We start from the raw sequence: 24,672 nt of genomic DNA on the forward strand, positions 1-24,672 counted from the left end.
GAGAGGATCAAATGATAGTTTCAGCAATTGGACAAGGAATGTTATGGGCAATATTAGGGTTAGGAATTTTTATGACCTATCGTATTTTAAATTTTCCAGATATGACAACAGAAGGTTCGTTTCCACTGGGAGGGGCAGTTTGTGTTACGGCTATCACATCAGGAATCCATCCTATTTTTGCAACGTTATTAGGTGTTTTGGCAGGTATGTGTGCAGGTCTTGTGACTGGATTACTCTTTACGAAAGGAAAAATTCCAGTAATATTAGCAGGAATTTTGGTGATGTCCGGTTTGAATTCGGTTATTCTTTATGTGATGCAAACTCCAAATTTATCGTTGTTGAATAAACCTAAAATTCAAGATTTCTTTTTACAATTAAATTTACCAAACTATTATGATATCGTATTTTTAGGCGTTATATTTCTAGCAATCATCATTAGTTTATTACTCTTTTTCTTTAATACAAATTTAGGACAAGCGTATATTGCAACCGGTGATAATGAGCATATGGCACGCTCAATCGGAATTAAAACAGATTCTATGAAAATATTAGGATTGACATTATCGAATGGTGTGATCGCTCTATCAGGCGCACTAATCGCTCAAAATGACGGATATGCCGATGTCAACAAAGGAACAGGTGTAATCGTTATTGGTTTGGCATCGATTATCATCGGTGAAGTGTTGTTTGGAGAATTGACTTTTGCAGAACGCTTAGTAGCGATTGTTGTTGGAAGTATTATTTATCAATTACTTATATTATTAGTCATTAAACTCGGTTTTGATACAACATACTTAAAAATCTTCTCAGCTGTGATCTTAGCTGCATGCTTAATGATTCCGCAATTGAAAAAAGCATTAAATTTACACTTTTTACCACAAAAGGAGGGTGAAAAATGAGTACAGTTTTAGAACTTAAAAATGCCACTAAGCGGATTGATAACGGATTAAATGAAACTAAAATGATTTTAAATCATGTGAATTTGAAAATTTCTCAAGGCGAATTCGTCACGGTTTTAGGTGGTAACGGAGCCGGTAAAAGTACCTTATTTAATAGTATTGCCGGTACAGTGACACTGAGTGAAGGGGAGTTGTTTGTCCATGATCAAAATATTACAGCGTATTCCGAAGAAAAACGAGCAAAATACTTATCACGTGTTTTCCAAGATCCCAAAATGGGCACAGCACCAAGAATGACTGTTGCTGAAAATTTACTTTTAGCACTTCATCGAGGAAAGAAACGCGGCTTAAGATTACGCAAGTTGAATGATGAACGAACGTTTTTCACAAAAATCTGTCGTGAAGTCGGAAATGGGTTAGAAAATCATTTGGATACGCCAACGGGTAATCTCTCAGGTGGACAAAGGCAAGCATTAAGTCTGTTGATGGCTACATTGACAAAGCCTGAGTTGCTTCTTTTAGATGAGCATACTGCAGCGCTTGATCCTAAGACATCTAAGCAATTGATGCAACTTACAGATCAGCGAATCAAAGAAGGTGAATTAACTTGCTTGATGATCACGCACCGTATGGAAGATGCGCTACATTACGGTGATAGATTAATTGTTCTGCAAAAAGGACAAATCATCAAAGACTTAAACAAAGAAGAAAAAGAAAAACTAACATTGCAAGATTTACTATTATTTTTCGAAGAAGAAGCGGAAGAAATAACAATTGATTAAACAAAAAAGATCATCTAAGTAATTTTTTATTACTTAAATGATCTTTTTTATCTAAACTATTTTTTAACAGACGTTCGATAATACCCGTTACCATAAATCCAGCGGCAATTGCTCCTGCCGTCATGATTACCTTGATGATAAAATGAACACCGCTGACATAATCACCTAAAACAATACTTCTTACGGCTTGATAAGCAGGTCCGCCTGGAACTAAAGGTACGAGGCTAGGGATGTTAAAAATCGTCATAGGCATTTTTTTTCTACGTGAAAAATAAATACTCAACAGACCAATTCCGATCGCACCAAGAAAATTCGCAAAAATCACACCCGCATCTAGATTTTTAGTAGACCAGTAAATCATCCAACCGACAGCGCCCGTAATACCACAGGTATTTAAAACTTTTCTAGGAACATTTGTAACGATCCCAAACGTAACCGTACTTAAATAGCTAAACAAACAATGAATAACGACTTCCATTTTCAGATCTCCTTACATGAATAATTTAAATACAATGGCGATACCAATCCCGATGGAACCAGCGACAAATATTGCTTCGGTTGCACGTGCTGTTCCACTTAATAAGTGACCAGCCAAGATGTCTCTAAAGGAATTGGTGATGGCAACACCTGGAACAAGCGGCATCACGGCGCCGATAATAATATTATCAATATTTTCTGCCAAGTGGAATTTCACTGCTAAATAAGCGAATAAACCAATAATAAAGGCTGCTAAAAAATCATCTAAAAATTTGATATTTAGCCAATTCTTAGTGAAATATGCAACACTAAATCCAATCATTCCTATGAAAAAAGTAGCTAAAAAATCATGCCAATTTCCACCAAAAATGTACATCAAGGTACAACTGACAAGTCCTGCTGCAAAAATTTGTAACAGCACAGAATAAGTTGGTGCTTCATGATTAATATTTCTAAGCTTTCGATTTAATTCTTCTAAAGATATTTCTTTATCCGCGAATTTTCGTGATAGGTTGTTAACAATTGCGACATTTTCTAGATTGATACTTCGTTCAGTAACATTTTCTAATTGAGTATAATTACTAGATCGAAACCCCATAAAAAGTCCGGTTGCCGTAACATAACTTACACTTTCTTTTTGACCAGCATTTTCTGCGATGCGATTCATCGTATCTTCAACACGATAGACTTCAGAACCACTTTCAGTCATGATTTTACCTGCCATTAAACAGGTATCTAAAATAAGTTGTATATTGGTTTGATTTTTTTCACACATGAACAAAACCTCCTTACAGTAAATTTACAGTAAGGTAAGTGTATCATTTTTTTGTGTTGTGTGAAATGGATAGAATACGTTATCAACGGAAAAACGAAGTCATAATGTTTAGAATTTCCTTAGAATTATAAAGAAACACTAAAAAATTGTACGAAAATTCACAGATACCTAAAAGTTCCTTGCTTTTTCGAATCAAAAGTCCTATCCTTATAGATAACAAACCAAAGGGGTCTAGATATTATGGATAAACAATGGTCACTTTATTCAGTAAGCAGTCTGATTTTACTTGTATTGCTAAAAAGGACATTCGATCAGGGACATATAGGATTAAGTGCATTATTACTTTTTCTCTTACTGATTCAAGTGACAGGAACCGTTATCTGTGTTCATCAAAAAAGACATAAAAAAGAAATCCCAACTTCCAAATAGGAAGCGGGATTTTTTATTTTTACTGTAAAAATTAAAATACTAAATCAAATCAAAGTGTTTCAAGGCATGAACTATTCCGCCGTCAGTATTTTTCTTAGTGATAAAACTAGAACGTTCTTTTAACTCTTTACGAGCATTCCCCATCGCAATTTTATTGTCGCAAGCTTCAAACAAAGCTAAGTCGTTGATACCATCACCAAAAGCAAACGTGGGAACGGTGGGTAAATTTAATGTTTTAAAGAGATTGTTAACCCCAGATCCTTTAGAAACACCTTTTCTGACAGTGTCGATTGAATAAGGGCCGTTACGATAAAAAGTCATTTCTGGAAAATGCTTCAAATAGTGTTCATCACCATCTTCAGATAAAACAAGCATCATATTAACGGTTTTATCTTTTAAGCTCGATCGGTCAATGATGGGCGCTTCTGAATGGATAAAAGCATATGCATTAGTTAAAATCTCGCTGTGACCTGAACACCAAATGTGCTGATCATTATAAAAGGAGATTTCATGACCTAAACTTTTGACATGTTCATACATTTTTAGGCATTCTTCGTAGGTAAACTCATCTGAATAGATTTTTTTTCCTTCAACTTGAATAAATTGACCATTCATAACGATTGCGGAATCAATACCGCTGTCATGCATAATGTGTTCAATCTCTACAATCGTTCTTCCGGTTGCGATAAGAGGCAAGACATTATTAGCTTTTAACGAACTGATAGCTGATCGTATTTCTGGCGTAATTTGTGATTTGTCGTTTAATAATGTTCCATCTAAATCGAAAAATGCAACTGCTTGGATATTCTTCATGAATTTTCAACGTCCTTTCACACTTAATAGTATCAAATATTGAACAAAAGACAAAGCTTTTTTGAAGAAAGATAGAAGTTATTGGAGCTTGATGATTTTTAGAGTATAATATAAATGACGTTAATCTTAAAGGGAAGAGGCGATTAAATAATGAATGTTTTAATGATAGAAGATAATGAATCAGTTTCAGAAATGATGCAAATGTTTTTCCTAAATGAAGGGTGGGAAGCGACCTTTAAATATGATGGCAAGGATGGATTGGATACTTTTTTAGAAAATCCTGAAAAATGGGACATGATCACACTAGATTTGAATTTGCCAACGATGGATGGCATGGCAGTTTGCCGTGAAGTACGGAAAATTTCAAATACCGTTCCAATTATAATGCTGACTGCTAGAGATTCAGAAAGCGATCAAGTAATCGGGCTAGAAATGGGCGCTGACGACTATGTGACAAAACCATTCAGTCCATTGACATTGATTGCACGTATCAAAGCGCTGCACCGGCGCTCCGAGATTGGCGAACATGCAACAGATGGGACTGTTCGTTCAAATGACCAGTTTGATGTGGAGACAGATCACTTTAAAATGAACACAAAGACCAGAGAAGCATACCTGGATGAAAAATTGATTGATGGTTTAACGCCAAAGGAATTCGATTTACTGTATACCTTAGCGAAAAAACCAAGACAAGTATTTTCACGGGAACAGTTACTTGAAATGGTTTGGGATTATCAATATTTTGGCGATGAACGAACGGTAGACGCACACATCAAAAAATTGCGTCAAAAAATTGAAAAAGTTGGGCCGCAAGTGATTCAAACTGTTTGGGGTGTTGGGTATAAATTTGACGATTCTGGAGTCGCTTAAATGAAATATTTATACCAACAGCTATTAGCGTTCTGGGGTGTGATTATTTTAATTATCCTAATTGTAGGGACCTCTTTTACGCAATTAACAAAAAAAACGTTGCAAGATAATAATTATGAACAACTTAGAGGCTATGCAATATCCGCTTGGAAAGCAAAAGATTCAATCAACAGACTTCCTGGAATGACAGATCAAGATATTTGGAATACATCGTTTAGTTTATTTGAAGGTTTTTTAAGTAATCAAGATGTTCAGTTTGTTTTTTATGACAGGGATATGAAAGTGCAGTATCCTCTGAACACTGAAAAAAAAATAGACGATTCCGTCATTAAAGAAAATTGGGCAGCACTCATGGAAGGACAGCAAGAATATGCAACCATCAACAAAGATATTTATGGAAATAATCATATCTCTTCTTATGTGATGATGCCGGTCAGTCAGACCAACGTCCAGTCAAATGAAAATGTCATCATAGGGGCATTAGTTATTACGCAACCAGCCAAGAACGTTTCTGATAGTATGGATGCGATCACAGCGAATCTCTTCAAAGGTTTTATCATCTCCAGCATTGTCGGTTTGATTTTAAGTTATTTCTTTGCTAGTTTTCAAGTGAAGCGAATCAATCGTATGAGAAAGGCCACGAAGGAAATCACAAGTGGTAATTTTGATGTTAAACTGGTTACACACGATAAAGATGAATTTGATGATTTAGCGGAAGACTTCAATAAAATGGCTGAGTCACTGAAAGAGTCTAGGGAAGAAATCGATCGTCAAGAAGATCGTCGTCGCCAATTCATGGCAGATGCTTCTCACGAGATGAGAACCCCTTTAACTACAATCAATGGCTTGTTAGAAGGGTTGCAATACAACGCGATTCCAGAAGGTCAAAGAGAAAAAGCCATTAAATTGATGCAAAATGAAACCTCTCGCTTAATTCGGCTTGTAAATGAAAACTTAGATTATGAAAAAATAAGAACCAATCAAATTAGTATTGTCGTTAAAAAATTCAATGCAACTGAAACATTAAAAGATATTCTCACTCAATTAGAGGGAAAAGCTGAAACGGCTAATGATAAGCTTATTTTAGAGGCTGATGACGCAATTGATGTTTATGCGGATTATGATCGTTTTGTTCAGATAATGGTGAATATTATTCAAAATGCGATTCAATTTACTCAGGATGGTGAGATTCGTGTTCACCTGCAAAAAGGATATTTAGAGACAATCATAACAATTTCAGATACAGGGATCGGTATGACAGAAGAGCAAGTTCAAAATATTTGGGACCGCTACTACAAAGTAGATCCTTCTAGAAAAAATACAAAATATGGTGAATCTGGACTAGGTTTATCGATTGTTGAGCAATTAGTTCGTTTACACAAAGGTAAAATCCACGTTGAAAGCCAAGAAGGGAAGGGGACTAGTTTTACTATTTCATTTCCTGACGTTGAAATAGAAGATGTAACATAAAGAAAAACCAGTTAAACAGAAAATGTTTAACTGGTTTTTTTAAGCTGTCTTAATAATTTTATCCATATAAGGACTTTCAGCTATTTGAATATCATTCGTCAAAACAAGAATCGCTTTTTGTTTTTCTTTTGCGATTTTTTGTAGTAATGGTAATAGTTCTTGTCTTTGACCTATAGATAAATCTTGGAAGATATCATCAATAATAATGATGTCTTTTTCTATTAGTAGTAACTGAACTAACTGAAGCTTGATTTGTTCAAATGTGGTCAACTGTTCTTCTGATTTATTTAAAATACTTTCAGTCAGACCAACATAATCAAACCATTCATTCAGCGTTTTCTTCTTATTTCTTTCTTTTATTGAAGAACCAACAAAAAGGTTGTCCATGATTGAGAGATAAGGCAAAAAGGTATTTTCAGATAGAATAAATCCAACAGCCATCGACTGCTTCATACTAAATGTCTTATCGATAAGAAAGTAAAAATCAGCCTGAATGCTACTCTGATCTTCTAATACAACCGTCATATGTTGTTGTTGGAACAATTCTTTAAAGCTGTCTTCGGTCCAATTTTGTGCTAAAGTAAAATTCATTCACTCACATCCTATATGCTTTTTGCGATTTCCTGAAAAGAAAAGAAGTTGAAATTACTGTAATACCAGTTGTAATGGATAAAAGGAGGAAACAATTTTTAAAAAAAGCTTTGAAAATTGTTGCGATTGGCAAACTACCTATACTCATTGATAAAAAATGAGTATCTCCTGAAGTATTCATCACTGAATTAGGGGTACTTTCAACTAGAACTTGCGAAGAGAAAAAGGGCACTCTTTTGATTCCCATAACATTTGCAAGTAGGGGTCTAACGTAAACCAAAATATATTCATATGTATGCTGACAGACAATAAGGAACACCGCTGTGGTCAATATGCCTGCTGATATCGGAATAAGACTTTCAAGTATCGATTGTTTGATGACAAAACGATTTGAAAAGCCCATAATACGCCATTTTATCATATCCTGTTTTTTTAATTTTAACGAAACGATTAGTAATGTTGTGATCAGTATGATCCAAAGAAACAAGAGAATAATATACAAAGAAGAGTATTGCTGCATAATTTTTTGATAATTCAAATGATAGTCGTTATTGTTGATTAGTTGACTCACTTGATTATAAAAGTTTTTTTCGATATCCCGAAGGTTTAAAATACTCGTTAATACAAATAGAAATAAAACAGAGCAAGCACCAATACCAAAAGAAAGTTTTTTATGGTAAGAAACGCTAGCGAAAGCGTAACGAATATTTTTCAAATAGTTTCACCTCACTAAACTAAGTATAAAAGAAGAATATGAATAAATTATGAATAAGATATAAAAAAGCTTGAGTAATTTACTCAAGCTTTTGTGATTATTTTCCAGATTTTAGATAATCTTGGTAAGATTCAGTGTGGTATTTATCAACGGTAGAAGTATTATTATTTTTACTATAAATACTTGTTGATTTTTCGCCTTTATCCTCTTCGATTTTTTCTAATTGTTTTAATTGATCTTTGTAATTATAATCATCTGGATTTACTGGTGTTAATCCACTATTTGTATAGAAGCGAAGCAAGTCCCCATTTGTTGTTTGATCAGACATTTCAAGTTGTAAATTCGCTTTGTCTTTTAAGGCATGTGCTTCTTGTTTTTCTTGTTCCGTTGGTTCTTCGATTAAACGACCAGTGGCTGTTTCATAGATACTAGAGCCAAGCATCGTATATTTTGGAGACACATAATTCCCATTTCTAAAAGCCACTAGTTGGGCGTTTTCTTTAGAGAACAAGTCTTGTCCCATTTGAATATAGTTTTTAGTATCAATACCCATTAAGTGTAATAGGGTAGGTAGCGCATCGATTTGACCACCATACGTATGATTGATTCCACCATTTGATTGACCTGGTATGTGAATCATATAAGGAACGCGTTGCATAGTTGAATTATCAAAATCGTTCCATGTTGATTTTGTCTTTCCAAGCAATTCTGCTAAGTTTTGATTTCTAGAAGTTGAAACGCCATAATGATCACCATAAAGAACGATCACAGAGTTTTCGTACAAACCAGAAGCTTTTAAATAGTTAAAGATTTCTTCAACTGCTTTATCAAGATAGTTTGCTGTAGCGAAATAACCGTTGATTGTTTCATCAGAAGTTGTAGCAATCGGGAATCCAGCTTCGTCATTTGTAAATTGAGAATAAGGATAGTGGTTAGAAACAGCAATAAATTTAGAATAAAATGGTTGTTGTAAATGTTCCAAGTATTGTGCAGATTGTTGGAAAAACGGTTTGTCATGCAAGCCATATTGGAACGAGTTATCTTCATTAACATCATAGTAATTAGCATCAAAGAAATAATTGTAACCTAAGTGTTTGTATGTTTCATTACGATTCCAGAAGTTACCAGCATTCCCATGGAAAACAGCACTTGTATAACCCGCTTCCTGACCTAAAATAGCAGGAGCTGCTTCAAAGGTATTTTTACCACCGACTTGTGTGAATAAAGAACCTTGATCTAAGCCAAATAATGAATTTTCGAACATTGTCTCAGCATCACTTGTTTTTCCTTGTCCAACTTGATGGAAGAAGTTATCAAAACTATAGGTGCTATTACTATGATATAAGCTGTTGATAAAAGGAGTAACAACATGTTCAACACCTTTTTCATCTTTTAACTTGTAATCAATCAAAAATTGTTGGAAACTTTCTAAATGAATATAAATGACATTTTTACCTTTGGCTATACCAAAAGTATCTGGATTCGGCGCTGCGTAATGATCTTTAACGTAATCGGAAACAGCATCCATATCATTTTCACTAGCTTCTGCGCGTACTTGGTTTGTTTGGTAAGTTGTTACACCATCATAAACAGTAAAGGCATTTAATCCTAAAAATTTAACAATATAGTCACGGGAAAATTGACGTCCTAATAGTTGAGGGCGAGCAGTTTCAGCTAAAGTTAAGTTTGCTACAAAGAATAAAGCAGATAACATACTAATTGAAACAGCAACGCGAGCTCTAACTGGACGTTCGTCCATCTTGATTTTTTTAGTAAGCAACAAAATACCGACGATAATAAAATCAAGCCAATAAAGCACATCATAAGGTCTAAATAAACGCAGAGCACTTTCGCCAAGACCGCTCGCAACTTTTCCAGCACCAAGCATAGTATTGACAGTGATAAAATCAGTAAATTCTCTGTAATAGACAACATTAGAAAATAACAGTAAAGACATTAAGAAATAAATGATCATCATCGTACTATAAGAAGCTTTCTTTCTTCGAACAAATAATGCAATTGACAACAAGAAAAATGTAGAAGCAATTGGATTAATGAAGAGAATGAAATATTCAAACGCATTTTCGATTCTCAAATGAAAATCAACTGTATAAGCAAAAATGTTTTTTAGCCAAATCAACACTGCAACAAATCCAAAAAGACCTAATCGAGTGTTTAAAAATTTAGGCATATGTATTTTTTTTATAATATTCAAAGTAAACGTATCCTTTCCAAAGTCAAATCTAAAAGAAAGCTACTGAAATCTTTTCAAAAGCTTTTCATATACTCCTACAATTCTACTCTCTCTGTTATTCTATGTCAATTTAAATCAGGATAGAACGAAGGAAAGTTAATAAAATTTTACTTTTCTTAACAGAATCAAAAAGTTTAACAATTCATGTATACCTAACGACAGAGGAATCATTTTTTGATATACTAGCCAAGGATGAAGATGTAAACAACTGAATTGTTGCGCATAAAAATTAAATTAGGATAAAGGATGTAACAAGAAATGAATATAATGGTAACAAAAAAATCAGAAAAAAAGTTTAAAGGCAGATATCCGCTGATTCAAAAAGAGGATTTACTTGATGTTCCTAAGTCGTTTTCAGCCGAGTGGATAGATTTCGTTGATAGCAAAGGGCAATTCATTGCAACTGGCTATCTTGGCGAGCAAAATAAAGGCATCGGCTGGCTAGTAAACTGGCAGGGATGTATGGATTCATCTTTTCTAGAAAGTTTATTTGTAAAAGCTAAAAATCACAGAGTAGCCTATGAAAATAATGAATCAACTACTGCTTACCGCTTATTTAACGGAGAAGGGGATGGCCTTGGTGGCTTGATTATTGATCGTTACGATGATTTCGCTGTATTTTCTTGGTATAATGAAACGTTGTATCAAAAGAAGGAAGAAATCATTCAAGCATTTAGAAAAAGTTGGCCAGAAATCAAAGGGGCGTATGAAAAAATTCGCTTTTCATTTCATTCGTTACCAGAATCACAAAAATTATTCGGCTCAGATGCTCCTGAACCACTTTTAGTTTACGAAAATGGCGTCACATATGCTACTTATTTGAATGATGGACTTATGACTGGGATATTTTTGGATCAAAAAGAAGTTCGTGGTCGCTTAATTGAAGGGATAGTTGCAGGAAAAACAGTACTGAACATGTTCAGTTATACTGGCGCATTTTCGGTTGCCAGTGCGATGGGCGGCTCAGCAACGACAACGAGTGTTGATTTAGCCAAACGCAGCTTACCGAAGACAAAAGAGCAATTTGAAATGAATCACTTGGCTGTAGAAAATCAAAAAATCGTGGTGATGGATGTCTTTGACTATTTCAAATACGCGGCACGAAAACAATTATACTATGACGTCATTATTCTTGATCCACCAAGTTTTGCTAGAAACAAGAAAAAAGTTTTTTCAGTTGCAAAACACTACGGCGATTTAGTAAAGGATTCTGTTGATATTCTAAAAAAAGAAGGATTGTTAGTGGCTTCGACAAACGCGGCTAATATTTCTTTAGAAAAATACAAAAAAATGATAGTTCAATCTTTAGAAGAAAAACGAGTTCGCTATCAATTCAAAGAAACCTACCAACTACCGAGTGATTTTAAAACAAATAAACATTTTGAAGAAGGCAACTATTTAAAAGTCTTTTTTATTGAGATAGAAAAATAAAAGCAGGCTGTGACAGAAGCGAATAATAGAATTTAGGGTGTGAAACAAAAGTAATGTTTACTTTTATCCCACATCCTTTTTTTACTGATAGAACATATTTTGTGCATACGGCACAATAAATTCTTTGAACCGTAAGGCAGCAGGTGACAGAAAATGATCTTTTTTTGTTGCTAAATAGATATAACGGGGAAAGAAATTGTCTTCAAGAGCAATCGTTTTAACGTCATAAGCTGAAATCGAAGGGATTTTTGGCATTAAAGCAATCCCGTAATCATAAGCAACGAACCCTAACATTGTATGATCTTCTTCTACTTCACATACAATAGTTGGTGTAACAGAAGCAGCTGTTAGCATTTTATCAATATAAGGACGCAAACCGCTTCGGTCATTAAAATAAACAAATGGGTAATCACTCGTTTCTTTTAACGAAATACGATCATAAGTAGCCAAGGGATGCTCTGAAGGAACAACTAGTACGATTTCTTGTTCTGTCAAAATCTCATAATTAAGTTGTTCATCTTCTTTTAGCTTAGAAGTAATGGCAATATCAACATCTTCTTTCAGGAGTAGATCGGTCATATCAGAAGAATTACCTTGAAATAAGTTAAAACGAATTTGCTCGTTGCCAGGATAAGCTGAAAATTCTTTCATTAACATCGGTGCTAAAAACGAACCAGCAGTATAAATAAAACCAAAATCAATCAGCCCTTTTTCTGGACTGACTAATTCTTTTAACGCACGTTCACCTTTAGCTAATTCTTCTAAAGCAGTAGAAACATATGTATAGAAAAATTTTCCATATTTTGTTAGTTGGATATTTCGCCCTTTTTTTTCAAATAGCTGGGCGTCAAGCTCTTTTTCCAATTCGGACATTGAGTGACTTAAATTTGGCTGAGTCGTATTTAATAATTTAGCTGCATGGGTCATATGTTGGGTATCAGCTAACATTCTAAAAAATTCTAGTTGTCGCAAATTCATTTATAAAAACTCCTTATCAATCATTCATACATAAGTATAGTTTATCAATAAATAGATAAAGATGCATTAAAAAACAATCCACCTTTATCTATAAATTTGGTTTATACAAAACATGAAAAACATTCATTGGAATTTATTGGTTTTATGGATTAAAATAAATTCATAGTAATTGTGAATTTTTTAACAATGTGAGGTTGAGTTAAGTATTTTTCAGGAAAAACGAAGACAATAAAAAGTGTCGTCATTTCTTTTTCCCTATTTCTCTATCGAGGCTAAAAAAGCTCCCTTCACATTTAAATTTAGGAGGTAACCATGAATAATTATCAAGCAATCTTTGAACCTTTAACTGTAAAACGAATGACTTTAAAAAATCGTGTTGTTATGCCACCAATGGGAACAAACTTCGCTAACATGGACGGAACGTTCAGTATGCAACATGTTTCATACTATGAACAACGTGCCAAAGGCGGAACAGGATTGATCACGCTAGAAAACGTATGCATTGATTATCCGATGGGGACTAATGGTGCTCGTCAATTAAGAATGGACAATGATCAATACATTTCAGGTTTATGGCATTTCAATGAAAAAATGCACGCATATGGTGCCTGTACTTCAGTTCAAATCAATCATGCGGGAGCCTCTGCATACGGATTACGTTTAGATGGAGAGCAACCCGTTTCGGCATCGAACATTCCTTCTAAAAAAGGCAATCCGATACCACGACCACTGACCGAAGAAGAAATATATGGTATTGTGGATCGTTATGCTGATGGTGCGCTAAGAGCGCAACGTGCTGGATTTGATTGTGTAGAAATTCACGCAGGACACTCTTATCTCTTAAGTCAATTCTTATCTCCATTGTATAATAAACGAACGGATAAATTTGGCGGAAGTCCTGAAAATCGTGCACGTTTTACAAAATTAGTGGTTGAAGCTGTTAGAAAAGCTGTAGGACCATTTTTCCCAATTTCGCTTCGTTTTAGTGCGGATGAATTATTAGAAGGCGGTAATACATTAGAAGATACAATCGAGATTTTAAGCTATTTTGCAGATGAAGTGGATATTTTGAACGTATCTGCTGCATTGAATGACAGTTTACAATATCAAATCGATAAAATGAATTTAGAGGATGGTTGGCGTGCTTACATGTCAAAAGCGGTCAAAGAACGTTTTCCAGATAAAGTAACAGTAACGTCTGGAAATATCCGCAGTCCTAAACGGGCGACAGAAATTCTAGAATCAGGAGATGCGGATTTGTTGGCAATGGGCCGAGGGTTGATTGCTGAACCCAATTGGGTCAATAAAGTGGCTAACGGACAAGAAGATTTACTAAGAAAATGTATCTCTTGCAATATTGGTTGTGCGGATCATCGGATCGCAAAAGCACGTCCGATGCGTTGTACTGTCAATCCAGACCTACATTATGAAGATGAGTATAAAATGAAACCCGTTTTACATCCAACAAAAATGGTCGTTATCGGTGGTGGTACGACTGGACTTGAAGCTGCGGCAACAGCGGCTGAAGTTGGTGTGAGCGTAGAGCTTTTTGAACAAAAAAATTATTTAGGTGGATTAGGGCATGAAATCGCTCGGTTCCCAGATAAGAAAAGAATCGATGATTTTATTACGTATGAAATCAATCGTTGCAAAGAATTGGATAACTTAGCGATTCATTTAAATCATGCAGCAACTTTAGAAGATATACAAGCAATTGGACCAGACATTATCGTGAATGCTACTGGAGCAAAACCATTATTACCACCAATCAATGGATTAAAAGAACAATTAGATAATCCAAACAGAAAGATCTTTTCTATTTTTGATATTTTAGATGATATGACGAAATTCCAAGAATTTGAAGGAAAAGAAGTTGTTGTAATCGGCGGCGGTGCAGTTGGTTTAGATGTTGTAGAATATTACGCTGAACGTGGTGCTAAAAAAGTCAGCATCGTTGAAATGCAAGGGGAGATCGGAAAAGATCTTGACTTGATTACAAAGCTTGCAATGATGGAAATCGTTGAAAAATTTGGAGTAGAAGTGCATGTAGAAACAAAATTGACGGAAGTTAGAGAAAATAGTTTTTTAGTTGAAAAAGATGGAGAAATGATGGAATTACCATTTGATTTAGGATTCGTATGTCTTGGCATGCGCGCAGAAGCACCAATGATTCGTGAATTGGATCAGTATGCTAGAAGTAATGGCGCTGTACTTTTAAATATGGGGGATAGTAAAGTTGCTAGACGAATCATGGAAGGAACGAGAGAAGCGCGTGATATCCTTAAAACAATCGAAGTGCTAGAAAACACTCGAACACAAAAGATGTTATTTGAACAAACAAAAAGTTTACAAGCAACAAAAACTATATAAAGTGAGGGAACTTAAAAATGACAGAAAGAATTGACGGACACACACTATTGATCAGTTTGATTGCAACACCAATACGCCATAGTTTATCACCAACTATGCATAATGAGGCGTTTGCCAAGTTAGGTTTAGACTATGCATATATGGCTTTCGAAGTAGGAAATGAAGAATTAAAAGATGCCGTTCAAGGGATTCGTGCGTTAGGCATTCGCGGTTCGAATGTTTCAATGCCAAATAAGCAAGCTATCATTCCTTATTTAGATGAGCTTTCACCTGCTGCAAAATTAGTCGGCGCAGTAAACACTGTGACGAATAAAGATGGAAAAGGGCATTTAGTCGGACACGTGACTGATGGGACAGGCGCAATGCGTGCATTAAAAGAAGAAGGCGTAGAAGTTGAAAATCAAATTATTACGATGACTGGTGCTGGAGGTGCTGGAACCGCAATTGCAATCCAAGCAGCATTAGATGGCGCAAAGGAACTACGTATTTTTAATATCAACGATCAACATTACAAAAATGCTGAAGAAACTGTGAAAAAAATTAATGAAAACACTGAGTGTAAAGCTACTTTAACGGATTTAGCTGATCAAGTGTCATTCAAACAATCAATCAGTGAAAGTGCTATTTATATCGATGCAACAGGTGTTGGCATGAAACCATTGCAAGAAGAGAGCTTGATTAATGACCCAGAAGTGATTCGTCCAGATTTAGTTGTTTTTGATGTTGTCTATATGCCAAAAGAAACAAAACTATTAAAATTTGCGCGCGAACATGGTGCAAAGAAAACCATCAACGGTTTAGGGATGATGCTTTATCAAGGCGCTGAAGCATTCAAGCATTTCACTGGGGAAGATATGCCTGTTGATTATATTAAAGAATTACTATTTAAGGACTAACAGTTAGGAGAAAACGATGAAAAACAAATACACACCGACCGCTATCGGTCTATATATCAATTATATTGTCCACGGTATGGGCGTTATCATTATTTCACAAAATCAAAATTCATTGATGACCCAATGGGATACAGACTTGATGGGGATCGCTAAAGTTATTTCAATGTTAGGAATCGGACGTCTGATTGCCATCATGATTTCGGGTCGTTTATCGGATAAATTCGGACGTAAACCATTTATTTATTTAGGAATGATTACCTATGCAGCTTATTTCTTTGGAATATTATATAGTCCAAGTGTTGAATTGGCGATGTTTTTTGCAGTAGTTGCCGGAATTTCTAATTCATTCCTAGATTCTGGAACATATCCTGCTTTGATGGAATCATTTCCTAAAACAGCTGGGACTGCAACTGTACTGTTGAAAGCCTTTATTCAAGGTGGACAATTTGCTCTTCCATTGATCATTAAATTTTTAGCTTCAAATCACTTATGGTTTGGTTGGTCATTTATGATTGCTGCCATTTTACTTGGTGTGAATGCCATTTTCTTATGGAAACAACCATTTCCAGATGCAGATGCAAAACTAGCGGAAGAAACGGAAGAAGCCGTTGAGCAAGCACCAACCGTTAAATTTAAGTCAAAACCTAAGATGGCTATTGAAGGGGTTGCTTTTGTAATCTATGGTTTTATTGCACAGGCAACGTTCTATCTCATTAGTCAATTTATTGGAACCTATGGTGAACAAGTCGCTGGTATGGCACAAACAGATGCGGGCGTGTTAGTTTCTTATTATTCTATTGGCTCATTATTATGTGTAGCTTTTACTGCAATTATGGCTTCTAAAGTTCGTTCAGTTTATTTAGTTGTGATTTATACATTCGTTTCATTTTTGACGATTGCTATTATGTGGTTATTCCCAACACCACTCGTTTGTATGATTGGTGCAGCCCTAGTCGGTTTCTTTGCCGCAGGTGGCGTGTTACAATTAGGGTTGACTGTTATGGGTGAAATGTTCCCAGCTGGTAAAGGAACAATCACAGGGATTTATTATACATTTGGAAGTATTGCTTCATTTGTTATTCCAGTAGCAGCAGCTCAAATTGCTAAAACCAATGTTCGGGGTATCATGTTATTCGATACAATCATTGCAGGAATTGGTTTTGTTTTAGCCGTAATTATTTTTATTCGTTATCGCCAAACGGTCGATACATCTAAATAGGAGGATACAAAAATATGAGTACAGTTAGAGTTAAAAACGTGACTCTCGGAAGTGGGAGTCCTAAAATCATCGTTCCTCTAGTAGGTAAAAATGAAGTAGAACTAATTGAAGAAGCCAAACATTTAGTAACAATCGATTGCGATTTAGTCGAGTGGCGTGTTGATTTTTTTGATCAAGTAGCTGATTTTCAAGCAGCTGCTAATATGTCAAAAAAAATCGCAGAAATCTTAACAGATAAACCCGTACTTTTCACGTTCCGAACAAAACAAGAAGGCGGAGAAATTGCATTTTCAGATGAACAATATTTTGGTTTGTACAAAACAGTTATTGAAAATGGTATTATTGATTTATTGGATGTTGAATTGTTTATGGATGAAACATATGTTCAAGAAACGATCAAAGCAGCGCACGAAAAAAACATTAAAATCGTGATGTGTAATCATGATTTTGATAAGACACCTACTAAAGAAGAAATCGTTTCAAGATTATGTCGCATGCAAGAAAAAAATGCTGATATCTGTAAAATCGCTGTAATGCCACAATCGTCAGATGATGTATTGACTCTTTTGGCAGCTACAAACGAAATGAAGTCGGTACATGCGGATCGACCAATCGTTACCATGTCTATGGGACAATTAGGAATGGTTAGTCGGATGTGTGGAGAGACTTTTGGTTCCGCAATGACTTTTGGAGCCGCTAAAAAGGCATCCGCTCCAGGTCAAGTTCCAGTGGAAGAACTTCGTGAAGTGCTAAAAACGTTAGCATTATAATCAAAAGACTAGTTGGAAACGAGAGTGCTCATTTCTAACTAGTCTTTTTTTCTTGCATCCATGGATTTCTTTGATAAACTTAATCTTGAGGTGAACAAAGATGGCTAAGAAAAAGAAAATACAAAAGACAAATGCAATGAGAATTGTCGAACAACATAAACTTACATACAACGAATATGAGTTTGAATGGAGTGAAGACCATTTAAGTGCGGATAGTGTTGCCAAAAAAATAGGAATAGAAGATGGAAAAATCTTTAAAACATTGGTCACTATAGGAAATAAAACGGGGCCTGTTGTAGCTGTAATTCCAGGTAATAAAGAATTAGATTTAAAAAAATTAGCAACTGCAAGCGGCAATAAAAAAGTAGATATGTTACATTTAAAAGATTTAGAAGAAACAACCGGCTATATTAGAGGTGGCTGTTCTCCAATTGGAATGAAAAAACTGTTTCCAACTTATCTGGCTGAAGAAGCTAATCACTTTGACACGATTATAATATCGGCTGGTAAAAGAGGGTTGCAGATAGAGTTGTCTCCATTGTCGATTCTTCAAGTAACAAATGGAAGAATGGCTGATTTAACTACGTAAAATAATGTGTTTTTCTAAAATTTTACGAGTATTTTTGTAGCGCCTGTTTTGCTAGAGTATCTGCACCTTTATTTTGGCTTTCAGGTAGCCATTTTACCAATAATAGCGGGAACTGACTTTCCAATTCTTGAAAAGTATGTAGATAAGGTTGGAATAATGGGTTTTTAGCATGTTTTTTTTCAATCGTTTGTACAACGATTTTACTATCGGAATGGATCAACACAGTTTGATTGTTTTGCCTTTTTTCGATGATCAATTGTAGAGCGTTAATAAAAACTTTAAATTCAGCTTCATGGTTGGAACACTCTCCAAGAAAGGTGTGGATTTGCTCGTGTAGTGCATCACCTACAATAACGATACCGCCACCACTAGGACCTGGATTTCCTTTTGTTGCAGCATCGACATATATTCGTAACATAAAAGTCTCCTTATTTTCTTTTTGTTAAAAGTTGAAATGTGGTACTATTATAACATACTGAATTTCTATTAAGGGGTCGCTACATGAAGAAAAGAGTCTATCATTGGCAACCAGAATTATCATCAGCGATAATTTATTGGTCCTGTACATTTGGCATTTTATTTTTAAGTTTGATTTTGACATTGGAACACACTCGTCCTTATTTGATTAGTAACGTTGTGTTAGGTATTTTCTTTTTCTTTGTATTACTGGGGCATAATCGTTATTTTATTGTAGAAGACGAGTACTTGATCATTCATGCAATCTTACCAGTAAGACGTAAAAAAATAACATTATCAGCAATTGAAATAATTCGAGTGGGATCTAAATGTATTGAAATAAAAGCTCCTGGGTTTAAAGAAGAGACACAGATGTTTATTATGACAAAAAAAAATAAGACAACTTTTATAGAAGCTATCAAGAACCAAACGTTGTTTAAGGCACAAATTATTGAGGATCCAGATTTAACTATTAGTAAACACTATTAAAAAACAGCATTCTGCTTAGCAGAGTGCTGTTTTTTCTATATTTTCTTCACATGAGCGGCTTGCAAGCCACGTGTACCTTCCATTACTTCAAATTCAACAGCTTGATTTTCTTCTAAAGACTTAAAGCCATCTTCTTCGATTGCTGTGAAATGAACAAAGATTTCCTCGTCTTCATTGTAACCAATAAAACCATAACCTTTTCTATTATCGAACCACTTGACGAACCCTTTTTCCATTCAAATCACGCTCCTTTATTTTCTAAAGTCTTTCATCATTATAAAGTGAAAAAAGGAAGCCGTCAATCTTTTGCAAAAAAGTCATCTTTGTGACGGAAATGGTTTAAAAGATACAGTATATTGTGAGATAACACATCGAAGAGCTTGTTTTATTTGAATAATGTTCGGGAAAGTCGACGGATTATGGGAAAACACATGTAAAAACTGTTCAAAATGTTGAATTGATTTTTATAATAAAAGCAGTAAATCAATTGGTTTGGTTGCAAAGCCTTTCTATTTAATTCTCATAAAATCAACTTCCTTCTTCCAGTACGCGGATTTTTGTTATATACTTTAAACTAAAGCTCGAGGAGGAATCAACATGAATATTCGTTGTACTAGAAATACCGGATTTTATGGGATGGGCAGTCCAATCGAGATAAGAAGAAATGACATAAAATGGTTTTATTTAAGCCATAACGAAACAAAACAAGTTGAAACAAATGAAATGGAATGCACAATTCAGGCTGCTTTTTTCTTTATGAAAAGTACCCCCATAACGGTGCGAGATTTAGGTCAGACAGTAGAGTTAGAAGTTACGATGAACCCAACACTGATCTCAATTTATGTTATACTCTTCACTGGCATGTTATTGGTTCCAGTGCTACATTTAAACATCGTTGGAATCATACTGTTACTTGTGGTGTATTTTATTTTTGTATTGTCAATATTAAATAAAGCATATGTAATCAAGGAGAAAATATGATGGGCGATAGAGCTGAAGAGTTTTTAAGCAGTTTTAACCGCATTGAAAAGTGGTTTCGTGAACAATTAAATAATCCAACAAATATGGGCTTCAGCGAAATGGTTCGCAGACTATCAAGAAAAAAAGACAGTCAAGTCCCGCTTTTTCAAGATGATTTATTGCAGATGGCTCAACTGCGAAATGCGATTGTTCATGAACAGATTTCAACTGATTTTGTAATAGCCGAACCGAATGAATGGGCAGTTAATCGCATGCTGGAAATTGAGAAATCTCTGCTTAGTCCTGAAAAAGTTTTACCACGTTTTGCAAAAAAGGTAACTGGATTCGATTTAACTATTTCGGTTAAAGAAATTTTATCAATAGTAGCTCGTAAACAGTATTCGCAATTTCCAATCTATGACAGTGGGATATTTAAAGGGTTGATAACTGTTCGAGGATTAGGAATTTGGTTAGCGATCGAAAGTTCAAAAGGAGATATCCAATTAGAAGGAAGAAACGCTTCTGAACTTTTGGTAAGTAATTATAAAGAGAACAATTACCAATTTGTCAGTAAAGAAACAACGGTGTTTCAAGTTGAAGAAATGTTTGTGAGTCAAATCAGATTAGAAGCCATCTTGATTACTAAAGATGGCAATCCAAATGGCAGTTTGCTTGGTATTATCCGTCCAAGAGACCTATATAATAATTTAGAGAAGGAATGAAAGCCGTTGTTAGCAGTTTATTTAATTATCAGTGCAGTATTGGTCGGTTTAGATCAGTGGGTCAAATATTTAACGGTAGCCAATATTCCATTGGGCGAAACAAAAGAGTTTATCCCAGGGGTATTATCGTTTACTTACCTTCGAAATACAGGTGCCGCTTGGAGCCTTTTAGAAGGGAAAATGTGGTTTTTCTATATTGTTACGGTAATTGTGGTAGCCGTAGTGTTGTATATCTTAGTAAAAAATATTAATGGAAGTAAATGGTTTACAGTCGGTTTGAGTTTAGTCTTAGCGGGCGCTATCGGTAATTTTATCGATCGCATTCGTCTAGGTTTTGTTGTTGATATGTTCCAAACAGAATTTATTAGCTTTCCTATATTCAATGTTGCTGACTCTGCGCTAGTAGTTGGCGTGATATGTATTTTTATTTATTTGGTTTTAGACGAAAAAGCAGCGAAGGATGGAAAAAATGGAACAAATTAATGTAAAAATAAAACAAGAAAAAGGACGGATCGATAAAGTTCTAAGTGATTTATTGAAAAATCACTCCCGTTCGCAAATTCAGCAGTGGTTAAAAGACCAAAATATAACCGTCAATGGTGATATTACTCGCTCAAATTACAAAGTAAAAGAAAACGACGAGATCAGTATCAATGTGCCTGAACCAGAAGAACTTGATGTTGTTGCAGAAAATATTCCAATTGAAATCGTGTATGAAGATGATGATGTATTAGTCGTTAATAAACCACAAGGGATGGTCGTTCACCCATCGGCAGGACATCAGAATGGGACGCTTGTAAATGCTTTGTTATACCACATAAAGGACTTGTCTTCAATCAATGGAATCATTCGTCCTGGTATTGTTCACCGTATCGATAAAGACACCTCAGGCTTATTGATGGTTGCCAAAAATGATAAAGCACATATTGCTTTAGCAGAACAACTAAAGGATAAAACGTCACTTAGAAAATATATTGCCTTGGTTCATGGTGAAATATCACATGATAAAGGTGAAATCAATGCCCCAATCGGTCGTTCAAAAAATGATCGGAAGATGCAAGCTGTTATAGAAGGCGGAAAACCTGCGGTGACACATTTTGAAGTCTTAGAACGGTTTGAAGGTTTTACGTTACTTCAACTACAATTAGAAACTGGACGCACACATCAAATTCGTGTGCATATGAAATACATCGGCTATCCAGTGGCTGGTGATCCATTATACGGTCCAAGAAAAACGTTAAAAGGCAATGGACAATTTTTACATGCTGAAGTATTAGGGTTCAAACATCCTACAACTGGCCAAATGATGGTCTTTGAAGCACCTTTACCTGAACTTTTCGAAAAAACTTTAGACCAATTAAGAAATAATGATTGATTTATTTTAAAAGAAAAGGTACACTGTTTTAGAAAGAAAATTAAATAAGTAATCCTTTAAGAGTAGTCCCGTGAGGCTAAGAAGGAGACATGCAGAACAATTTTCTAGGTGCGCTTAGAAAAAATCTGTGTGAATTGAATGGTATCTTTGTATAGATAATTCAATCCTCCTATCCGAACGCGGGTGGGAGGATTTTTTGTTTGGTGTGAATTGCTGTGAATCATTGCGACTGCTTTGCAGAACAGATGACGAACAGTACTTGGCGAACGAAGTGAGCGAAGCTACCATAAGTACTGCATTCCCAAATATCCTCAACTACTTAAAATTAGGAAAAACAGACACACATGAAAAAGAGCAAGTGTAACGCCTTTACACTGAAACAGGAAGCTCATAAGGCATCGGTAAAAACTATATTTTTAGGAGGAGAAAAAATGCAAGGAAAAGAAGTCGTTGATGCAGTAACGATGAAACGAGCGTTAACAAGAATCACTTATGAAATTATCGAAAGAAACAAAGGAATCCAAGATATCGTATTGGTGGGCATCAAAACACGTGGTATTTATATCGCTCAAAGAATAGCTGAACGCTTGAAGCAATTGGAGCACACTGAAGTTCCAGTAGGTGAATTGGATATTACCTTGTATCGCGACGATATGGACGGACAATCTATGAAAGAACGTTCATTAGAAGAACCAGAACTACACTCGTCTGATATTCCAGTTTCATTAGAAGGGAAAGAAGTGATTTTGATCGATGATGTACTCTTTACTGGTCGGACGATTCGAGCAGCGATGGATGCAGTGATGGATCTTGGTCGACCAAGAAAGATTTCATTGGCAGTCCTAGTGGATAGAGGGCATAGAGAACTTCCAATTCGAGCAGATTATGTTGGGAAAAATATACCAACTTCAATGGCAGAAGAAATCATTGTTGAAGTAGAAGAAAAAGATGGCGCAGATCGAATTCTGATCGCAAGCACAGAAGAGTAGTCAAATACAATAGCAAAGATAGGGTAGGTTAAGATGACAGAAAAAGAATTTCGTAATGATGAAGCAGTTTTAGATATTCATGATAGACCAAAGGCAACACATTGGGTCGGTTTAAGTTTACAGCATTTATTCACAATGTTTGGTGCAACAGTTTTAGTGCCAATATTAGTAGGAATCGATCCGGGAATTGCGTTAGTAAGTTCAGGACTTGGAACAATAGTCTATTTATTCGTAACAAAAGGAAAAATTCCTGCTTATTTAGGAAGTAGCTTTGCGTTTATCGCAGCTATGCAGATGCTGATGAAAAGCGATGGCTACCCAGCAATCGCACAAGGGGCTATCACAACAGGATTAGTGTACCTAATCGTTTCTATTATAATCAGTAAAATCGGATCAGCTTGGCTGGACAAAATTTTACCACCAATTGTAGTCGGTCCAGTCGTGATGGTCATCGGATTAGGGCTTGCCTCGAATGCTGCAAATAATGCGATGTTTAACAAAGGCGAATATGATTTTAAATTCATCGCAGTCGCATTGATCACACTTGGTTTAACAATTTTCTATAACATGTTTTTCAAAGGATTTCTGGGGTTGATTCCCATTTTACTTGGCATCGTAAGTGGCTACCTCGTTGCGTTATTGTTCGGTATCGTAGATGTCGAACCAATTAAAAATGCAGCATGGGTTGCTATGCCCAATTTTGAAGTCCCTTTTGTTCAATATCAACCAAAACTACATTTAAACGCAATCACAACAATGGCACCCATCGCCTTTGTTACGATGACAGAGCATATCGGACATTTAATGGTTTTAAACAAACTGACTAAACGGAATTTTTTCCAAGATCCAGGTTTATCAAAAACCTTGATGGGTGATGGTGCTGCTCAAATCGTTGCTGGTTTAGTTGGCGGACCTCCAGTCACAAGTTATGGAGAAAACATCGGAGTGTTAGCCATTACGCGAGTACACAGTGTGTTCGTTATTGCAGGTGCCGCAGTCTTCGCTGTTGGGCTTGGTTTTGTAGGGAAATTAAGTGCAATCATTTTAAGTATCCCCGGTCCAGTCATTTCAGGAATCAGCTTTGTTTTATTCGGAGTTATTGCTGCTAGTGGGTTGAAAATCTTGATTGATAATCAAATTAATTTTGATAAGAAAAAGAATTTACTGATTGCCTCAGTGATTCTAGTTATCGGTATCGGAGGTTTAGTCTTTAAATTGGATACTTTTGAGTTATCATCAATGGCTTTAGCAACAGTTTTAGGCATTATTTTGAACTTGATTTTACCTGAAACAGCACGTAGCGAAGAAAAATCTGTCTAACCAAGCTCTTTCAGCTTTGTTAATAAGGAGGAA

Annotated in this window: 27 protein-coding genes; 18 read left to right on the forward strand and 9 right to left on the reverse strand. The window is 35.4% G+C overall.

The features are described from left to right. The first annotated feature begins 11 nt into the window (after positions 1-11). The gene (locus tag BCR22_RS10310; protein ID WP_069654814.1) at positions 12-899 is read left to right on the forward strand and encodes an ABC transporter permease; all 888 of its coding nucleotides are present in this window, start codon (positions 12-14) and stop codon (positions 897-899) included. Next, a complete protein-coding gene (locus BCR22_RS10315) occupies positions 896-1,681 on the forward strand; it encodes an ABC transporter ATP-binding protein (RefSeq protein WP_069654815.1) in 786 nt (261 codons plus the stop codon). Before BCR22_RS10310 ends, BCR22_RS10315 begins: the two co-directional genes overlap by 4 nt. 10 nt (positions 1,682-1,691) lie before the next feature. Here BCR22_RS10315 and BCR22_RS10320 read toward each other — a convergent pair whose 3' ends face one another. Both BCR22_RS10320 and BCR22_RS10325 read right to left on the reverse strand, forming a co-directional pair. Then, on the reverse strand, positions 1,692-2,159 hold the full coding sequence (locus tag BCR22_RS10320; RefSeq protein ID WP_069654816.1) for a threonine/serine exporter family protein: 468 nt from the start codon (positions 2,157-2,159) through the stop codon (positions 1,692-1,694). Between the two features lie 12 nt (positions 2,160-2,171). Beyond that, positions 2,172-2,933, reverse strand: coding sequence for a threonine/serine exporter family protein (locus tag BCR22_RS10325; protein WP_069654817.1), 762 nt, complete (start codon positions 2,931-2,933; stop codon positions 2,172-2,174). Between the two features lie 240 nt (positions 2,934-3,173). Between BCR22_RS10325 and BCR22_RS10330 the strand changes: the two genes are divergently transcribed. Then, positions 3,174-3,362, forward strand: a complete 189-nt coding sequence (locus BCR22_RS10330) for a hypothetical protein (protein WP_069654818.1) — start codon at positions 3,174-3,176, stop codon at positions 3,360-3,362. A gap of 39 nt (positions 3,363-3,401) precedes the next feature. Here the strand turns inward: BCR22_RS10330 and BCR22_RS10335 are convergent, their stop codons facing one another. After that, positions 3,402-4,175, reverse strand: a complete 774-nt coding sequence (locus BCR22_RS10335) for a Cof-type HAD-IIB family hydrolase (protein WP_069654819.1) — start codon at positions 4,173-4,175, stop codon at positions 3,402-3,404. Between the two features lie 150 nt (positions 4,176-4,325). Between BCR22_RS10335 and BCR22_RS10340 the strand changes: the two genes are divergently transcribed. Both BCR22_RS10340 and BCR22_RS10345 read left to right on the forward strand, forming a co-directional pair. Then, complete coding sequence (locus BCR22_RS10340; RefSeq protein ID WP_069654820.1) at positions 4,326-5,045, forward strand: response regulator transcription factor; 720 nt, start codon at positions 4,326-4,328, stop codon at positions 5,043-5,045. Beyond that, positions 5,046-6,515, forward strand: a complete 1,470-nt coding sequence (locus BCR22_RS10345; RefSeq protein WP_069654821.1) for a sensor histidine kinase — start codon at positions 5,046-5,048, stop codon at positions 6,513-6,515. A gap of 39 nt (positions 6,516-6,554) precedes the next feature. Here BCR22_RS10345 and BCR22_RS10350 read toward each other — a convergent pair whose 3' ends face one another. The 3 genes from BCR22_RS10350 to BCR22_RS10360 all read right to left on the reverse strand — a co-directional run bounded on the left by BCR22_RS10350 (position 6,555) and on the right by BCR22_RS10360 (position 10,027). After that, positions 6,555-7,106, reverse strand: coding sequence for a P-loop NTPase family protein (locus BCR22_RS10350; protein ID WP_069654822.1), 552 nt, complete (start codon positions 7,104-7,106; stop codon positions 6,555-6,557). A 4-nt stretch (positions 7,107-7,110) separates the two neighbouring features. Then, positions 7,111-7,821: a hypothetical protein gene (locus BCR22_RS10355; RefSeq protein ID WP_069654823.1), complete on the reverse strand. Its 711-nt coding sequence runs from the start codon at positions 7,819-7,821 to the stop codon at positions 7,111-7,113. A 97-nt stretch (positions 7,822-7,918) separates the two neighbouring features. Next, a complete protein-coding gene (locus tag BCR22_RS10360) occupies positions 7,919-10,027 on the reverse strand; it encodes an LTA synthase family protein (RefSeq protein ID WP_069654921.1) in 2,109 nt (702 codons plus the stop codon). Positions 10,028-10,333: 306 nt separating this feature from the next. Here BCR22_RS10360 and BCR22_RS10365 point away from each other — a divergent pair, with 306 nt between their 5' ends. Next, a complete protein-coding gene (locus BCR22_RS10365; protein WP_069654824.1) occupies positions 10,334-11,506 on the forward strand; it encodes a class I SAM-dependent rRNA methyltransferase in 1,173 nt (390 codons plus the stop codon). Positions 11,507-11,587: 81 nt separating this feature from the next. On the opposite strand, the gene BCR22_RS10370 is transcribed toward BCR22_RS10365, so the two are convergent. Beyond that, positions 11,588-12,484 (reverse strand): LysR family transcriptional regulator, encoded by an 897-nt coding sequence (locus BCR22_RS10370; RefSeq protein ID WP_069654825.1) that lies wholly within the window; start codon positions 12,482-12,484, stop codon positions 11,588-11,590. Between the two features lie 312 nt (positions 12,485-12,796). On the opposite strand from BCR22_RS10370, the gene BCR22_RS10375 reads away from it, so the two are divergent. From BCR22_RS10375 to ybaK, 5 genes are all read left to right on the forward strand, one after another. After that, the gene (locus tag BCR22_RS10375; protein WP_069654826.1) at positions 12,797-14,854 is read left to right on the forward strand and encodes an oxidoreductase; all 2,058 of its coding nucleotides are present in this window, start codon (positions 12,797-12,799) and stop codon (positions 14,852-14,854) included. 17 nt (positions 14,855-14,871) lie between these two features. Continuing rightward, on the forward strand, positions 14,872-15,750 hold the full coding sequence (locus BCR22_RS10380; protein WP_069654827.1) for a shikimate dehydrogenase: 879 nt from the start codon (positions 14,872-14,874) through the stop codon (positions 15,748-15,750). Between the two features lie 16 nt (positions 15,751-15,766). Next, entirely contained in the window at positions 15,767-16,969 is a 1,203-nt protein-coding gene (locus tag BCR22_RS10385) for an MFS transporter (protein ID WP_069654828.1), read from the forward strand. Between the two features lie 14 nt (positions 16,970-16,983). Beyond that, positions 16,984-17,739 (forward strand): type I 3-dehydroquinate dehydratase, encoded by a 756-nt coding sequence (gene aroD, locus BCR22_RS10390; protein ID WP_069654829.1) that lies wholly within the window; start codon positions 16,984-16,986, stop codon positions 17,737-17,739. Positions 17,740-17,839: 100 nt separating this feature from the next. Next, complete coding sequence (gene ybaK / locus BCR22_RS10395) at positions 17,840-18,328, forward strand: Cys-tRNA(Pro) deacylase (protein ID WP_069654830.1); 489 nt, start codon at positions 17,840-17,842, stop codon at positions 18,326-18,328. 22 nt (positions 18,329-18,350) lie between these two features. Here ybaK and BCR22_RS10400 read toward each other — a convergent pair whose 3' ends face one another. After that, positions 18,351-18,746, reverse strand: a complete 396-nt coding sequence (locus BCR22_RS10400) for a ribonuclease HI family protein (protein WP_069654831.1) — start codon at positions 18,744-18,746, stop codon at positions 18,351-18,353. Between the two features lie 83 nt (positions 18,747-18,829). On the opposite strand from BCR22_RS10400, the gene BCR22_RS10405 reads away from it, so the two are divergent. After that, entirely contained in the window at positions 18,830-19,273 is a 444-nt protein-coding gene (locus BCR22_RS10405) for an EbsA family protein (RefSeq protein WP_069654832.1), read from the forward strand. A 35-nt stretch (positions 19,274-19,308) separates the two neighbouring features. Here the strand turns inward: BCR22_RS10405 and BCR22_RS10410 are convergent, their stop codons facing one another. Continuing rightward, on the reverse strand, positions 19,309-19,509 hold the full coding sequence (locus BCR22_RS10410; RefSeq protein WP_025869040.1) for a cold-shock protein: 201 nt from the start codon (positions 19,507-19,509) through the stop codon (positions 19,309-19,311). 361 nt (positions 19,510-19,870) lie between these two features. Here BCR22_RS10410 and BCR22_RS10415 point away from each other — a divergent pair, with 361 nt between their 5' ends. The 6 genes from BCR22_RS10415 (at position 19,871) to BCR22_RS10440 (ending at position 24,639) form a co-directional block, all read left to right on the forward strand. Continuing rightward, complete coding sequence (locus tag BCR22_RS10415; RefSeq protein WP_069654833.1) at positions 19,871-20,254, forward strand: hypothetical protein; 384 nt, start codon at positions 19,871-19,873, stop codon at positions 20,252-20,254. Continuing rightward, a complete protein-coding gene (locus BCR22_RS10420) occupies positions 20,254-20,955 on the forward strand; it encodes a CBS domain-containing protein (protein WP_069654834.1) in 702 nt (233 codons plus the stop codon). Before BCR22_RS10415 ends, BCR22_RS10420 begins: the two co-directional genes overlap by 1 nt. Positions 20,956-20,961: 6 nt before the next feature. Continuing rightward, a complete protein-coding gene (lspA, locus tag BCR22_RS10425; protein ID WP_069654835.1) occupies positions 20,962-21,438 on the forward strand; it encodes a signal peptidase II in 477 nt (158 codons plus the stop codon). Next, positions 21,425-22,330, forward strand: coding sequence for an RluA family pseudouridine synthase (locus BCR22_RS10430; protein WP_069654836.1), 906 nt, complete (start codon positions 21,425-21,427; stop codon positions 22,328-22,330). The genes lspA and BCR22_RS10430 overlap by 14 nt, the downstream gene beginning before the upstream one ends. 431 nt (positions 22,331-22,761) lie before the next feature. Next, positions 22,762-23,319, forward strand: a complete 558-nt coding sequence (gene pyrR / locus BCR22_RS10435; RefSeq protein WP_069654837.1) for a bifunctional pyr operon transcriptional regulator/uracil phosphoribosyltransferase PyrR — start codon at positions 22,762-22,764, stop codon at positions 23,317-23,319. Positions 23,320-23,352: 33 nt separating this feature from the next. Then, positions 23,353-24,639 carry a solute carrier family 23 protein gene (locus BCR22_RS10440; protein ID WP_069654838.1) on the forward strand — a complete coding sequence of 429 codons (1,287 nt, stop codon included), beginning with the start codon at positions 23,353-23,355 and terminating at the stop codon, positions 24,637-24,639. Positions 24,640-24,672 lie beyond the last annotated feature (33 nt).

Source organism: Enterococcus plantarum, assembly GCF_001730295.1.
GTDB classification, from domain to species: Bacteria; Bacillota; Bacilli; order Lactobacillales; family Enterococcaceae; genus Enterococcus_L; species Enterococcus_L plantarum.

Excerpts from the sequence above, each read along its gene's own strand:
- BCR22_RS10385 (WP_069654828.1), top strand. The coding sequence starts at position 15,767 with ATGAAAAACAAATACACACCGACCGCTATCGGTCTATATATCAATTAT.
- BCR22_RS10365 (WP_069654824.1), top strand. The coding sequence starts at position 10,334 with ATGAATATAATGGTAACAAAAAAATCAGAAAAAAAGTTTAAAGGCAGA.
- BCR22_RS10320 (WP_069654816.1), bottom strand. The coding sequence starts at position 2,159 with ATGGAAGTCGTTATTCATTGTTTGTTTAGCTATTTAAGTACGGTTACG.
- BCR22_RS10315 (WP_069654815.1), top strand. The coding sequence starts at position 896 with ATGAGTACAGTTTTAGAACTTAAAAATGCCACTAAGCGGATTGATAAC.
- BCR22_RS10335 (WP_069654819.1), bottom strand. The coding sequence starts at position 4,175 with ATGAAGAATATCCAAGCAGTTGCATTTTTCGATTTAGATGGAACATTA.
- BCR22_RS10350 (WP_069654822.1), bottom strand. The coding sequence starts at position 7,106 with ATGAATTTTACTTTAGCACAAAATTGGACCGAAGACAGCTTTAAAGAA.
- BCR22_RS10415 (WP_069654833.1), top strand. The coding sequence starts at position 19,871 with ATGAATATTCGTTGTACTAGAAATACCGGATTTTATGGGATGGGCAGT.
- BCR22_RS10310 (WP_069654814.1), top strand. The coding sequence starts at position 12 with ATGATAGTTTCAGCAATTGGACAAGGAATGTTATGGGCAATATTAGGG.
- BCR22_RS10420 (WP_069654834.1), top strand. The coding sequence starts at position 20,254 with ATGGGCGATAGAGCTGAAGAGTTTTTAAGCAGTTTTAACCGCATTGAA.
- BCR22_RS10340 (WP_069654820.1), top strand. The coding sequence starts at position 4,326 with ATGAATGTTTTAATGATAGAAGATAATGAATCAGTTTCAGAAATGATG.
- BCR22_RS10440 (WP_069654838.1), top strand. The coding sequence starts at position 23,353 with ATGACAGAAAAAGAATTTCGTAATGATGAAGCAGTTTTAGATATTCAT.
- BCR22_RS10430 (WP_069654836.1), top strand. The coding sequence starts at position 21,425 with ATGGAACAAATTAATGTAAAAATAAAACAAGAAAAAGGACGGATCGAT.
- BCR22_RS10380 (WP_069654827.1), top strand. The coding sequence starts at position 14,872 with ATGACAGAAAGAATTGACGGACACACACTATTGATCAGTTTGATTGCA.
- BCR22_RS10375 (WP_069654826.1), top strand. The coding sequence starts at position 12,797 with ATGAATAATTATCAAGCAATCTTTGAACCTTTAACTGTAAAACGAATG.
- BCR22_RS10325 (WP_069654817.1), bottom strand. The coding sequence starts at position 2,933 with ATGTGTGAAAAAAATCAAACCAATATACAACTTATTTTAGATACCTGT.
- aroD (WP_069654829.1), top strand. The coding sequence starts at position 16,984 with ATGAGTACAGTTAGAGTTAAAAACGTGACTCTCGGAAGTGGGAGTCCT.
- BCR22_RS10400 (WP_069654831.1), bottom strand. The coding sequence starts at position 18,746 with ATGTTACGAATATATGTCGATGCTGCAACAAAAGGAAATCCAGGTCCT.
- BCR22_RS10370 (WP_069654825.1), bottom strand. The coding sequence starts at position 12,484 with ATGAATTTGCGACAACTAGAATTTTTTAGAATGTTAGCTGATACCCAA.
- BCR22_RS10330 (WP_069654818.1), top strand. The coding sequence starts at position 3,174 with ATGGATAAACAATGGTCACTTTATTCAGTAAGCAGTCTGATTTTACTT.
- ybaK (WP_069654830.1), top strand. The coding sequence starts at position 17,840 with ATGGCTAAGAAAAAGAAAATACAAAAGACAAATGCAATGAGAATTGTC.
- pyrR (WP_069654837.1), top strand. The coding sequence starts at position 22,762 with ATGCAAGGAAAAGAAGTCGTTGATGCAGTAACGATGAAACGAGCGTTA.
- BCR22_RS10405 (WP_069654832.1), top strand. The coding sequence starts at position 18,830 with ATGAAGAAAAGAGTCTATCATTGGCAACCAGAATTATCATCAGCGATA.
- BCR22_RS10345 (WP_069654821.1), top strand. The coding sequence starts at position 5,046 with ATGAAATATTTATACCAACAGCTATTAGCGTTCTGGGGTGTGATTATT.
- BCR22_RS10410 (WP_025869040.1), bottom strand. The coding sequence starts at position 19,509 with ATGGAAAAAGGGTTCGTCAAGTGGTTCGATAATAGAAAAGGTTATGGT.